Source organism: Vibrio pacinii DSM 19139 (genome assembly GCF_000711795.1).
In the GTDB taxonomy this organism is placed as follows: domain Bacteria; phylum Pseudomonadota; class Gammaproteobacteria; order Enterobacterales; family Vibrionaceae; genus Vibrio; species Vibrio pacinii.
The window spans coordinates 1-12,964 of record NZ_JONH01000015.1 but is presented as its reverse complement, the minus strand read 5'-3'; the positions used below and the strand labels follow the sequence as shown (position 1 = coordinate 12,964).

Sequence of the window (12,964 nt, the reverse complement as noted above, 5' to 3'; positions counted from 1 at the left end):
AACCGTGGCTCAGTCTGGCTGAGCCACCTTGCATGATTGGACATCAACAATGGACATAAAACCCCATCACTGTGTGGTTGAACTCAACCAAGTGAAGTTTACTTGGCCTAGTAATGACAAACCGACATTGGATATCCCCTCTTTGTCGGTAAAGCGCGCAGAGCACCTTTTTATCAAAGGGCCGAGTGGATGCGGTAAATCGACTTTACTCGGGCTGCTGACTGGTATTCATACTGCCACCTCAGGCAAGGTGTCCGTACTGGGAGAAGCACTTTCATCCATGACAGGTAGCCAGCGCGATAAGTTTCGTGCCGACAATATAGGTTATATTTTTCAACAATTTAATTTATTGCCATACCTTAATGTCATTGAAAACGTCACTCTACCTTGTCAGTTTTCATCGCATCGACGCCAGCAAGTCGAAGGGGACTTAATCGCCAACGCAAAAGCTTTGCTCGATAAGCTGCATCTGCCCAGCTCACTCCTGAATAAACCGGTAGCCGAGTTAAGTATTGGTCAGCAACAGCGAGTCGCGGCAGCGCGCGCTTTGATCGGTCGCCCCAACATCATCATTGCTGATGAGCCGACGTCATCACTTGATTTTGATAATCGCAGCGCGTTTATTGAGTTACTGTTAGAACAAGTCAATCAGGCGAATTCAACGCTATTGTTTGTCAGCCATGACCCGACCTTAGAAGCTTTCTTTGACAAAACGATTAACCTCCAACAGTTAAATCAAGCCGGAGGCTACCTATGACCCCAACGCTAACATTGGCTTGGAAAAGCGTCCGTAACCGTAAAGTGACGGCGATTCTGAGTATATTGACCGTGGCTATTTCAGTGATTTTACTACTTGGCGTGGAGCGAATTCGCACCGAGGCCAAAAGCAGCTTTGCCAACACCATTTCTGGTACTGATCTGATTGTCGGCGGCCGCTCGGGACAAGTAAATTTATTGCTTTACTCAGTCTTTCGCATCGGTAATGCAACCAATAATATCGACTGGAAAAGCTATCTAGAGTTCAGCCAGCACCGCGCTGTAGATTGGGCTATTCCTATCTCACTCGGAGACTCTCACCAAGGGTTTCGGGTCATGGGAACCAATCATCAATATTTTGCCCACTACCGTTATGGACAAAAGCAAAACCTAGCCTTTACGCAAGGCCGAGAATTCAATGGTCTTTTTGAAGCCGTAATTGGCGCAGAGGTAGCCCGCACGCTTAACTACCAGATTGGCAGCGATATGGTCATTGCCCATGGCATTAGCGATGTGGGTTTTAGTCGTCACGATACCTTACCGTTTAAGGTCGTTGGTATCTTGGCCCCAACGGGCACGCCGGTTGACAAGACGGTGCATGTTTCATTACAAGCTATTGAGGCGATTCATGTTGGATGGGAAAGCGGGGCCAACTTAGGCAATACCCCAAGTGCCGAGCAACTGGCCAGTATCGACTTTCAACCCCAACAAATTACCGCCATGATGCTAGGTTTAAAGTCAAAAATTCAGACCTTCGCGCTGCAGAGGCAAATCAATACCTACAACAAAGAGCCGTTAAGCGCTATTTTGCCGGGCGTTGCCCTACATGAGTTATGGGCAATGATGTCGGTGGCAGAACAAGCCTTGATGGCGGTCTCGGTATTTGTGGTCGTGGCAGGACTGCTCGGTATGCTATCGAGTTTGCTGACGAGCCTGCAAGAGCGTCGGCGTGAAATGGCGATTCTGCGTGCCATGGGCGCTCGGCCTCGTCACGTATTTAGCTTGCTCATTCTCGAAGCCAGTGTATTGACCTTTATCGGTCTCATTGTCGGGACGATCGGCTTATATGCGATGTTGACGTTGGCCGCACCACTGATTCAACAGACCTACGGCATCAATTTATCACTAAGCGGTTTATCCTATTACGAGCTTTTACTGTTAGCAGCTGTACAACTGGCAGGAACCACCATAGGATTTATTCCCGCCCTTCGTGCGTATAGACAATCACTTAACGACGGAATGACAATCAGAGTATAACCAATGAAAACCATTAGCCTATTACTTATCACCCTCATGACATTCGGTGTAACCAGTTTTACAACTCATGCCGAAGAGACCTTAACGCTCGACTGGATTGACTTAATTCCAGAAAGTGAGCGCAACCAGTTTGATTCCTATGGCATGCCAGCCGTCGATCACTCCACAGATGTAATGAAACAGTCCAAAGTTGGCGGAATCAGGCCGGAGCTTAACGGCAGTAAAGTGAAAATACCGGGATTTGTGATCCCATTGGAAGGGGACGAAAACAACGTCACTGAATTTTTGCTGGTCCCTTACTTTGGCGCGTGTATCCATGTGCCACCACCGCCGCCAAACCAAATCATCTATGTCCGCTTTCCTAAAGGCGCGCCCGTGCAGCAGTTGTGGGATGTTATTTATGTGGTAGGCACACTCAAAACTGAAACCGTCAGCCACGAGTTGGCAGAGACTGGCTATGTGATTGAAGGCACAGAGATTGCTGAGTACGATGATCTGTAAGTGTTAAAAAAATGAGCCGCCTGTTAACGCCCTTTTTTATGCCAAATAGCTAGATAGATAACCGAGTATGGCTAGGTAACAGAGTAACAATAGGGCGATTGACAGGTGCTTCTTTATTTTATTGTCATTAAAATACTTCATAAGCCCCTCAAAAGTAACGATAACAATTTTAACAACTTGTTATCATTTATGGTAGCGATATTTTTATAAACTGGCTCACAGTCTTTGTGTGGCGGGCTTGGCGCTTCCGAGGTAAAGTAAACACTTGAGTTAACAATCTGATGGCTAAGGAAATAGCATGTCTGAGACCAATAAGCCCGTTGTCCTAGAACACGAAGCCGAACCACCTCGGCGCCAAGAAAAAAAGTCTAGCTACATCAAAGACAGCGCAAGCCGAGTTCTCAACATCGCTCAAACCTACGGTCTAGATGCCCTACTGCAAACCGAGAAGCCAGAAAAAAACGCCTTAGAACGCGCCCTGATCAGGGAGAGGAGACGCAAAGAGTTACGGCAGAAAAATCTTGAGCAAATCCTGAAGCTCGCCCACATTTCCTGCAAAGACGAAATGGCTGGTGATCCCGAACAAGATTGGCTGTTACGCTTTTTCGATATGGCGCAAGAAGTGCACAATCACTCAATGCAACGCCTGTGGGCACAAGTGCTAAAGCGAGAGGTGACCAATCCAGGCTCAACCTCGATGAAAGCACTGAAAGTTTTACAAGATATGACGCCGAAAGAGGCGCAGATTCTTCAGCGCGCGTCCTCTTTGGCCTGCAGTTTTGGTGGCGACAATAGCCGTAAGTTATTAGTCGGCTATCGAGCGCAGGGGGGCATCTTTAGTTTCGGTAAGCGTGCCACCACCAGCAATATTAATGTCGGCAACTTCCAACTGCCCTACTCAAGTTTATTGGTATTGTTTGAGCTAGGATTGATGCATGGCACGGAATTAGAATCTGGAGAAATTGAACTGGATTCACCGTTACCACTGCTTTATCAGGGTAAGCAGCTATCATTACAGGCGCACAGCAAAGGCGTAAGGTTGCTCTACTATCGCTTTACACCCACGGGCAACGAGCTGTGCAAATTGCTCGGAAACAAACCCAATATGCAGTACTACGATCAGATGGTTGCGATGCTCAGCCAGAAATTTATCGCCAATACGGAAGTGGAAAGCAGTATTCATCATACGGTGTAAGCGCTATCTGCAAAACCCTATCGTCTCCACACCACAAAAAACGCCAACCTTTCGGTTGGCGTCATTATTGGCTTATCACCCAAACAATGGGCGCTGCAGATTCAAGCTTGACTGTTATTGCGCTTTGAACGCTTTAAATGCGTTAATCAAACCATTGGTCGAGCTGTCATGTGAATTGATCGCGGTATCATCGGCAAGCTCTGGCAAGATTTGGTTTGCTAGCTGTTTGCCTAGCTCCACACCCCACTGATCAAAGCTAAAGATGTTCCAGATAACCCCTTGCACAAAAATCTTATGTTCGTACATTGCAATCAAGTTACCGAGTGTACGCGGAGTGATCTGCTTAACTAGGATAGAGTTCGTTGGACGATTACCTTCAAAGACTTTGAATGGCGCGAGTGTCGCCGCTTCTGCTTCGCTCTTGCCTGCTTTCGCAAACTCTGCTTTAACCGTTTCTTCTGACTTACCAAAAGCAAGGGCTTCCGTTTGGGCAAAGAAGTTAGACATCAGCTTCTGGTGATGATCACCAGCAGGATTATGGCTAAGCGCTGGCGCAATGAAGTCACATGGGATCAACTTAGTGCCTTGGTGAATCAGCTGGTAGAACGCGTGCTGACCATTGGTACCCGGTTCGCCCCAGATAATTGGCCCAGTCTGGTACGTCACAGCATTACCATCACGGTCAACGTATTTACCGTTCGATTCCATGTTGCCTTGCTGGAAGTAGGCAGCGAAACGGTGCATATATTGATCGTAAGGTAAGATAGCTTCAGACTCTGCGCCGTGGAAGTTGTTGTACCATAAGCCAAGCAACGCCAGAATCACTGGAATGTTGTTTTCAAACTCTGTCGCGGCGAAATGGTTATCCATTTCATGCGCACCGTCCAATAGCTCAATAAAGTTGTCGTAACCAACCGCTAGTGCAATAGAAAGACCAATGGCAGACCAAAGAGAGTAACGACCGCCAACCCAGTCCCAGAACTCAAACATGTTGTCTGTATCGATACCAAACTCAGACACAGCGCTCGCATTGGTCGACAGTGCTGCGAAGTGTTTAGCGACATGCGCTTGATCGCCAGCAGTCTCTAGGAACCAATCACGAGCAGAATGTGCGTTTGTCATGGTTTCTTGAGTGGTGAATGTCTTCGATGCAATTAGGAATAGAGTGGTTTCAGGGTCTACTTTTTTAAGCGTTTCAACGATGTGCGTACCGTCAACGTTTGAAACAAAGTGAAGATTTAGATGGTTTTTATAAGGCGCTAGTGCTTCAGTCACCATATAAGGGCCTAAGTCCGAACCACCAATACCGATGTTAACAATATCTGTGATCGCTTTACCCGTATAGCCTTGCCACTCACCGCCAATCACGCGCTCAGTGAAAGATTTGATTTTCTCTAGTACAGCATTAACCGCTGGCATCACGTCTTCGCCATCAACCATAACCGGTTTGTTGCTGCGATTGCGGAGCGCGGTATGAAGTACAGCGCGATCTTCGGTTTTGTTGATCGCTTCACCACTGAACATCGCTTCGATGGCTGCTTTTAGCTCAGTCTCATTAGCTAGAGCAAACAGATGATTGAGCGTCTCTTGGTTAACTAGGTTTTTAGAGTAGTCGACAAGAATATCGTTGCCGAAACGTGCTGAGAAGTTGTCAAAGCGAGCCGGATCTTGAGCAAATAACGCTTTCATATCCATATCTTGTGCAGATTTGAAGTGCGCAGTTAGCGCTTTCCAAGCTTGTGTTTGCGTTGGATTGATATTTTTCAACATGGTGTCTATCCCAATGTTACAGTAGGTTCTATTCCATTCAGCCTAGCGACAACTGGTGGAATCCCCGATTAAGCAAAATAATAATATTAGGTATGTTTAGGCAAAATGCCACTAATACCAGTCGCGACAAATAGATGGTCAGATAGTTGCGCAGGAAAAATCGCTTAGAGCAAGGCATAGATTACAGCTAGCTAGTTGACCTACCTACAAAATCTATAACGACGCTATCAGCGATTTTAACTAGCAAGAATGACCAGACATTTATTCTGATTGGTATAACTACCTTTGTAATTTTTTTTCAGGCGAATATTATGACGCAGGCGACTTACGCTCACATTGAGTTAGGTCACGTTCCCTGCTTCAAAACTAAACAAACACCCTACTCGCAAGTAAGAGCTTACCATTAACCTTAGCTAAGCTTAACCATTAGACGCAAATCATCAAATATAGGTTGCCGTATGTGGACTCAAAAAACACTGAAAATTAGCGCACGTAAGCGTGGATTCCATCTAATTACCGATGAAATTGAACAACAATTACCGCAAATAGCAGATTATTCTGTGGGAATATTACAGTTATTTATTCAACATACCTCGGCCAGTTTGACCATCAATGAAAACGCAGACCCGACCGTCAGACACGATATGGAGCAACATTTTAACCATTTTGTGCCAGAGCGGGCATCTTACTATCAACATACATATGAAGGTGATGATGATATGCCTGCCCATATCAAGGCCTCGACGTTAGGTTGTAGTGTCATGATTCCAATCAGCAACGGACGCTTGGCTTTAGGAACCTGGCAAGGTATCTATTTGGGGGAGCATCGAGATCAGGGCGGTAGCCGACGTATTGTTGCCACTTTTCATGGTCAACTATAGATACAAGAAAGCTGGCTTATTATGCCAGCTTCGTGATTTAAGGCATGTTGTTAAAGCAAGTTACTGGGAATATTCCATATCGACGCGTGATGTGAGTTTAGTCACCAGCTCATAGGCAATCGTGCCAATATGAGAAGCCACCTCTTCAACCGGAAGATCTTTCCCCCACAAAATGGCTTCATCGCCAACACAATCGTTCGCGTCTGGACCGAGATCGACGGTGAGCATATCCATAGAGACACGGCCAGCGATCGGCACTTTGCGCCCATTGACCCATACCGGTGTGCCATTGGGCGCCATTCTTGGGTAGCCATCGCCGTAACCAATCGCAATAACGCCGATTTTGGTATCTCGCTCACTTGTCCAGATACCACCATAACCAACACTTTCGCCAGCTTTAACTTCACGTACCGCAATCAAGTGCGACTTGAGCGTCATGACAGGCAGATAGCCCATCTGCTGCGCATTTCTATCCCCAAATGGCGAAACGCCGTACATTATAATGCCCGGACGTACCCAATCCATTTGGCTATCAGGCCAGACTAGTAGCCCTGCCGAGGCGGCCATTGAGCGTTCACCTTCACACCCTTGGGTCAAAGACATAAATAGTTCGATCTGTTGAGTGGTAGTCGGTTTATCCAGTTCATCAGCACAACCAAAATGACTCATATATCGCAAAGGTTTAGCGACATTGCGGCACTTTTTCAAACGCTCCACAAAACCATTGTATTGCTCAGGGCGGACCCCTAAACGATGCATTCCACTGTCGATTTTTAGCCATACCACAACCGGTGTCTCAAGCTGAGCTTGCTCTAGCGCCTCAAGTTGCTCCTCACAATGCACCACAGTTTGGATATTGTTGGTCACCAGTACTGGTAAGTCTCCTTGAGAGTAAAACCCTTCGAGCAACAAAATCGGTTTCACGACACCACTAGCACGTAGTTGCAACGCCTCTTCAATTCTGGCGACGCCAAACGCATCCGCTCCTTGCGCGCTTTTCGCAACATGACGCAGACCATGACCATAACTATTGGCTTTCACCACCGCCATGACTTTGCTGTGCGGTGCTTGCTGCTTTATTTGCACTAAGTTGTGCTTGAGTGCGGTCAAATCAATGTAAGCCGTTGCGGCTTTCATATGCGTCATAAATTATTCGTCGTCCATATCAAATGAAGGGCCTGCATAATTATCAAAGCGTGACCACTGTCCTTGGAACGTCAGGCGAACCGAACCGATTGGACCATTACGCTGCTTACCCAGAATGATTTCGGCGGTGCCTTTCATTGAACTATCTGGGTTGTAGACTTCATCACGATAGATAAACATGATCAAGTCAGCATCTTGCTCGATAGAGCCCGATTCACGTAAATCTGAGTTTACTGGGCGCTTATCAGCACGTTGCTCTAGGGAACGGTTCAACTGCGACAATGCTACGACAGGAACATTCAACTCTTTGGCCAAGGCTTTCAGTGAGCGCGAGATTTCAGCAATCTCCAGTGTACGGTTATCTGACAGCGCAGGGACGCGCATTAATTGCAGGTAGTCGACCATGATCATCGACAGACCGCCGTGATCGCGAGCAATACGACGAGCGCGTGAACGTACTTCGGTGGGCGTCAAACCTGAGCTGTCATCGATGTACATGTTCTTCTTCTCCATCAGGATTCCCATGGTTGAAGAGATACGCGCCCAATCTTCATCATCAAGCTGACCAGTTCGAATTTTGGTTTGGTCAACACGCGACAACGAGGCCAACATACGCATCATGATCTGCTCCGCGGGCATCTCTAGCGAGAAGATCAAAACTGGCTTTTCTTGTTCCATCGCTGCGTTTTCACATAAGTTCATCGCAAAGGTGGTTTTACCCATCGACGGACGTGCGGCGACAATGACAAGATCCGAGCCCTGCAAACCCGCCGTTTTTTTGTTGAGATCAGTGAACCCAGTGTTGACCCCTGTCACACCATCTTGTGGTGACTTGTACAATAGCTCGATACGCTCAAGGGTCTTCTCAAGAATATTGTCAACGTTCTGTGGGCCTTCGTTCTCGTTGGTGCGTGCCTCTGCAATCGCAAATACTTTACTTTCTGCCAGATCCAACAGATCTTCTGAACTGCGCCCTTGTGGGTCGTAACCTGCATCGGCAATTTCGTTAGCAACCCCAATCAAATCACGTACTAAAGCGCGCTCAGCAACAATGTCTGCATAAGCATTGATGTTAGCCGCGCTCGGGGTGTTTTTAACCAAATCGGCAAGATAAGCAAAGCCACCGACGTCGTCGAGTTGCTCACGCAGTTCAAGGAACTCCGACAGTGTAATAAGATCGAGCGGTTTGTTGTCTTCAAGAATCGACTTAACTGCTTCGAAAATAAGACGATGCGGACGGCTGTAGAAATCTTTCGCGACAACACGTTCTGAAACCGTATCCCAACGCTCATTATCAAGCAGCAAGCCACCGATAACGGACTGTTCAGCTTCTAGTGAATGAGGGGGAAGTTTAATCGCATCGACTTGTGCGTCTCTAAACTTTTTGTTTCGATAATCTACTTTCGCTTCGGCCATGGTTCTGCTCAACAACTTGCTCTGGACCGCTAATTATAACGAGAATAAAGCCGATGTCTGTAGTCTGTTGATACTTTGTCACCTAGTGAATCAGATTTAACCTGTTGTTGACGGTATCGTCCTCATTTCGCATTACCATTGTTGCGGTGTTTTTTTAATATTGAGGTCGTTAGTGTCTAAACTTTGGCTATTGAGCATGGGGTTACTCAGCTCAATGTGTGCTTATGCCGATGAACAAGGACAGGACCACTCGGATATTGAAATTCCTTCCCCTTGGGATGCGGAAGTGGAGTTTGGCTATCAGGCACATACTGGTAATTCTGACTCACGCTCACTCAACTCACGCCTCAATCTGGAATACGTTGAAGGCCGTCATCGTACCTATGGCGAGTGGAAATACTACTTGCTGTATAAGGATGGGGAAGAGGACAAAAGGCAATCGACCTATACCGCACAGAGCGACTACAAACTGAGCCCGAAAACCTACCTTTATGGCAGCTTTCGTGGTGTTGATTCTCGCTATACGGCCTATTTCAAGGATTATACCTTGTCGGGCGGTTTAGGTTATCAGTTTGCCAATACCGAACACTTTGTCTTAGAGGTGGAATTTGGCCCAGGTTTTCGCTATCAAGAACCTAACCTAGATGAAATTGATGACGATGACATTATTTTTCCTGAAACCGTGCGCGAAGGTATTTTTAGGGGCAACCTCAATACTCGCTGGCAAGCGTTAGATAGTCTATCGATTGCAGCCGACGTAACCGTCGTCTCAGGCTACAGTAATACCCGGACCGACACTGACATCAGTGTGACTAATAATGTCACCGAAGATATTGCTTTGAAACTGGCCTATTCTCGCCAATACCACGATAAAGTACCAGAAGGGCTAACAAAAGCAGACTCGATCTTCTCGGTTAACTTGCTGTTCCAATTTTAGCTGACTGGCCAGTCAGCCAACACCGAACAATAGGCATAAAAAAAGCACCTGCAAGCAGGTGCTTTTTAAATACGTCGTGAAACTGAATTAGTCAGCAGCAACAACTTGTAGGTTCACAGTAGCGAAAACTTCAGAGTGAAGTTGAACGCTGATCTCGAACTCACCAGTGTTACGTAGTGCGCCTTCAGGAAGACGAACTTCGCTCTTAACTACTTCAACGCCAGCTGCAGTGATTGCATCAGCGATGTCGCGAGTACCGATAGAACCGAATAGTTTACCTTCGTCACCAGCTTTAGAAGCGATAACAACAGCTTCTAGAGCGCCAAGCTTCTCAGCGCGAGCTTCAGCAGCAGCAACTTGTTCAGCAGCTTTTGCTTCTAGTTCAGCGCGACGAGTTTCAAACATTTCAACGTTAGATTTAGTAGCCATAACCGCTTTACCCTGAGGGATAAGGAAGTTACGAGCGTAACCAGATTTAACGTTAACCGTTTCGCCTAGAGCACCTAGTTTACCGATTTTATCAAGTAGAATAACTTGCATTGTTTAATTCCTCTTTATAAAACGAGCCGATTACTGATGCTTGTCAGTGTACGGAAGTAGAGCTAGGTAGCGTGAACGCTTAATAGCGCGAGCTAGCTGACGTTGGTATTTAGCACTTGTACCAGTGATACGGCTAGGTACGATTTTACCAGCTTCAGTGATGTAGTTTTTAAGAGTTGCTACGTCTTTGTAATCAATCTCTTGAACGCCTTCTGCTGTAAAACGGCAGAATTTACGACGACGGAAGAAACGAGCCATGGGCTATCTCCTGATCTTAAATTTGAGTAATGTTGTCGGCATGCAGCACTAATTTACCTACACCGTTACGGCCGGTTTGATAAGTGACAAAACCACTTACCTTAATGCTACTACCTTGTACTAAACTCTGAGTTAACGCTTGTGACCTAGGCCCACTGACAACGACCGGCATACGACAATAAACTTGTCTCGGAAGGTCAGCCTCGATGATAGTAGAGCGATGCTCTAACCAAAACCGACAGTGTTCGATACCACCTGGGCTTTTGCTACGAATGGGCGGTTTGACAATCGTGCCAGAAAGCTCCATTCGATTGGCCATAAGACAAATTACTCAGCAGCGGCTTCTGGCTTAGCTTCAGCACGCTCTTCGCGACGAGGAGCACGCTCTTCTCGTTGCTTAAGCATGATAGATTGCTCAGTGATCGCCGCTTTAGTACGCATGACCATGTTACGTAGAACTGCATCGTTGAAACGGAAAGCAGTTTCTAGTTCATCGATTACAGCTTGGTCAGCTTCAACGTTCATAAGAACGTAGTGAGCTTTGTGAAGCTTGTTGATTGGGTAAGCCAGTTGACGACGACCCCAATCTTCTAGACGGTGGATAGTACCGCCAGCTTCAGTGATAGAACCAGTGTAACGCTCGATCATGCCAGCAACTTGCTCGCTTTGATCTGGGTGCACCATGAATACGATTTCGTAATGACGCATGGGTTGCTCCTTACGGATTATTCAGCTTCCACAATTGGCTCAGTCGTCCAGAGGAAGCAAGGAACTAAAGATAATTGACTGAGTTTTAAGGAGCACGAATAATACAGAAAGAAACCAGTATAAGCAAGAGAAATGTGGTGGCTTGCTGGCAGCCTAACGTTGAGGCGTAAGCAGCCAGCAAGATCTTGTTCGGAGTGGTTAGCAACTCATCGGAGCGACGATAACTTAGCCCTCATCGTCATCAACATATTGCGCTTGGAGGTAGTTTTGAATACCAGTCATGTCAATTAATCCCAGCTGCGTTTCAAGCCAGTCGACGTGCTCTTCTTCATCTTCCAAGATGGTCAGAAACAGATCACGTGACACATAGTCATGGACATCTTCGGCATAGGCAATCGCATTCTTTAAATCGGGAATAGCCGCCATTTCGAGCTTGAGATCGCACTCCAGCATCTCTTTGACATCTTCACCGATCATTAATTTACCGAGATCTTGTAAATTGGGTAATCCTTCCAGAAATAGAATGCGTTCGATTAAATGATCGGCATGCTTCATTTCATCGATCGACTCATGATATTCCTTATCTGCTAGGTGCTTAAGTCCCCAGTCTTTATACATACGTGCATGTAGGAAGTATTGATTGATTGCAATGAGTTCATTGCCGAGCGCTTTATTGAGATGTTGGATAATGATTGGATCGCCTTTCATGACATTCGCCCTCCTCTTTGGCTCCTATAACTCTAGAAGCAAATGGCACGCTGTCAAAAAGACTGGGTGAAAAACTAGCTGGCTTGTTTAATAACTAAGAACTCGGTTTCGGCTAATATCTGTTTGGTTGGCTTAATACACTTGCCACATTGACTCCCCAGAGCAGTACATTGCTTAATACCTTTAATATCAGTAATGCCCTCATCAATCGCTAACTTCTTAATTTTCTTGTCTGAAATACCATGACAAAGACAGACATACATAGCTAACTCGCTCCGTTCCACCTAACAATCAATAATATAAACGACAATAGTTATCATTACCAATCGTAATTTATGAGAGTTAAGAATATTTCGTTATATCTATTTGTCTATAACCACTGACATTCAACTATTTAAAACTTTACTATACTGAGATGCTTGATTAGTCGATGAACTTCAATGAGTTACAATACAACATTAAATATTTTACTTATAACTAAAACAAAAAAAGGGAAGCCGAAGCTTCCCTTTTTCAGATGCGTGTTCTTCAAAAATGAAGAAGTGTGCAAGTCTTCAACAATTAAGCGAAGATCTTAGCAACAACACCAGCACCAACTGTACGGCCACCTTCGCGGATTGCGAAACGTAGACCTTCGTCCATCGCGATTGGTGCGATTAGCTCTACAGTCATCTTGATGTTATCACCTGGCATTACCATTTCTACGCCTTCTGGTAGTGAGATATCACCAGTTACGTCAGTTGTACGGAAGTAGAACTGTGGACGGTAGCCTTTGAAGAACGGAGTATGACGGCCGCCTTCGTCTTTAGAAAGTACGTATACTTCTGACTCAAACTTAGTGTGTGGGTTGATAGAAGCTTTCGCTGCTAGTACTTGACCACGTTCTACGTC

General features: G+C 46.0%; 16 protein-coding genes. 6 read left to right on the top strand and 10 right to left on the bottom strand.

The annotated features are described in order from the left end of the window. Positions 1-49: 49 nt before the first annotated feature. From BS19_RS10790 to BS19_RS10775, 4 genes are all read left to right on the top strand, one after another. Complete coding sequence (locus BS19_RS10790; protein ID WP_038175256.1) at positions 50-757, top strand: ABC transporter ATP-binding protein; 708 nt, start codon at positions 50-52, stop codon at positions 755-757. After that, a complete protein-coding gene (locus BS19_RS10785; protein ID WP_038175255.1) occupies positions 754-2,013 on the top strand; it encodes an ABC transporter permease in 1,260 nt (419 codons plus the stop codon). Before BS19_RS10790 ends, BS19_RS10785 begins: the two co-directional genes overlap by 4 nt. Positions 2,014-2,049: 36 nt before the next feature. Next, complete coding sequence (locus BS19_RS10780; protein ID WP_391090322.1) at positions 2,050-2,514, top strand: DUF3299 domain-containing protein; 465 nt, start codon at positions 2,050-2,052, stop codon at positions 2,512-2,514. A 298-nt stretch (positions 2,515-2,812) separates the two neighbouring features. Next, the gene (locus BS19_RS10775) at positions 2,813-3,709 is read left to right on the top strand and encodes a TIGR03899 family protein (RefSeq protein ID WP_038175251.1); all 897 of its coding nucleotides are present in this window, start codon (positions 2,813-2,815) and stop codon (positions 3,707-3,709) included. A gap of 114 nt (positions 3,710-3,823) precedes the next feature. Here the strand turns inward: BS19_RS10775 and pgi are convergent, their stop codons facing one another. Next, on the bottom strand, positions 3,824-5,479 hold the full coding sequence (pgi, locus tag BS19_RS10770; RefSeq protein ID WP_038175250.1) for a glucose-6-phosphate isomerase: 1,656 nt from the start codon (positions 5,477-5,479) through the stop codon (positions 3,824-3,826). Between the two features lie 458 nt (positions 5,480-5,937). Here pgi and BS19_RS10765 point away from each other — a divergent pair, with 458 nt between their 5' ends. Further along, complete coding sequence (locus BS19_RS10765) at positions 5,938-6,360, top strand: secondary thiamine-phosphate synthase enzyme YjbQ (RefSeq protein ID WP_038175248.1); 423 nt, start codon at positions 5,938-5,940, stop codon at positions 6,358-6,360. Between the two features lie 60 nt (positions 6,361-6,420). On the opposite strand, the gene alr is transcribed toward BS19_RS10765, so the two are convergent. Both alr and BS19_RS10755 read right to left on the bottom strand, forming a co-directional pair. Beyond that, the gene (alr, locus tag BS19_RS10760) at positions 6,421-7,497 is read right to left on the bottom strand and encodes an alanine racemase (protein ID WP_038175357.1); all 1,077 of its coding nucleotides are present in this window, start codon (positions 7,495-7,497) and stop codon (positions 6,421-6,423) included. 12 nt (positions 7,498-7,509) lie between these two features. Next, positions 7,510-8,922, bottom strand: a complete 1,413-nt coding sequence (locus BS19_RS10755; RefSeq protein ID WP_038175247.1) for a replicative DNA helicase — start codon at positions 8,920-8,922, stop codon at positions 7,510-7,512. Between the two features lie 172 nt (positions 8,923-9,094). Here BS19_RS10755 and BS19_RS10750 point away from each other — a divergent pair, with 172 nt between their 5' ends. Further along, positions 9,095-9,859, top strand: a complete 765-nt coding sequence (locus tag BS19_RS10750; protein WP_211252999.1) for a DUF481 domain-containing protein — start codon at positions 9,095-9,097, stop codon at positions 9,857-9,859. A gap of 87 nt (positions 9,860-9,946) precedes the next feature. Here BS19_RS10750 and rplI read toward each other — a convergent pair whose 3' ends face one another. The 7 genes from rplI to BS19_RS10715 all read right to left on the bottom strand — a co-directional run. Beyond that, positions 9,947-10,399: a 50S ribosomal protein L9 gene (rplI, locus tag BS19_RS10745; RefSeq protein ID WP_038175245.1), complete on the bottom strand. Its 453-nt coding sequence runs from the start codon at positions 10,397-10,399 to the stop codon at positions 9,947-9,949. 30 nt (positions 10,400-10,429) lie between these two features. Beyond that, positions 10,430-10,657: a 30S ribosomal protein S18 gene (gene rpsR, locus BS19_RS10740; protein ID WP_000090472.1), complete on the bottom strand. Its 228-nt coding sequence runs from the start codon at positions 10,655-10,657 to the stop codon at positions 10,430-10,432. 16 nt (positions 10,658-10,673) lie between these two features. Further along, on the bottom strand, positions 10,674-10,976 hold the full coding sequence (gene priB / locus BS19_RS10735) for a primosomal replication protein N (protein ID WP_038175244.1): 303 nt from the start codon (positions 10,974-10,976) through the stop codon (positions 10,674-10,676). An 8-nt stretch (positions 10,977-10,984) separates the two neighbouring features. After that, on the bottom strand, positions 10,985-11,365 hold the full coding sequence (gene rpsF / locus BS19_RS10730) for a 30S ribosomal protein S6 (RefSeq protein WP_038175243.1): 381 nt from the start codon (positions 11,363-11,365) through the stop codon (positions 10,985-10,987). A 225-nt stretch (positions 11,366-11,590) separates the two neighbouring features. Next, complete coding sequence (bfr, locus tag BS19_RS10725; RefSeq protein WP_038175242.1) at positions 11,591-12,073, bottom strand: bacterioferritin; 483 nt, start codon at positions 12,071-12,073, stop codon at positions 11,591-11,593. 74 nt (positions 12,074-12,147) lie between these two features. Continuing rightward, positions 12,148-12,336 carry a (2Fe-2S)-binding protein gene (locus tag BS19_RS10720; protein WP_038175240.1) on the bottom strand — a complete coding sequence of 63 codons (189 nt, stop codon included), beginning with the start codon at positions 12,334-12,336 and terminating at the stop codon, positions 12,148-12,150. A gap of 298 nt (positions 12,337-12,634) precedes the next feature. Next, positions 12,635-12,964, bottom strand: a 330-nt coding sequence (locus BS19_RS10715) for an EF-Tu C-terminal domain-related protein (RefSeq protein ID WP_038175239.1), incomplete at its 5' end; no start/stop codon positions are given.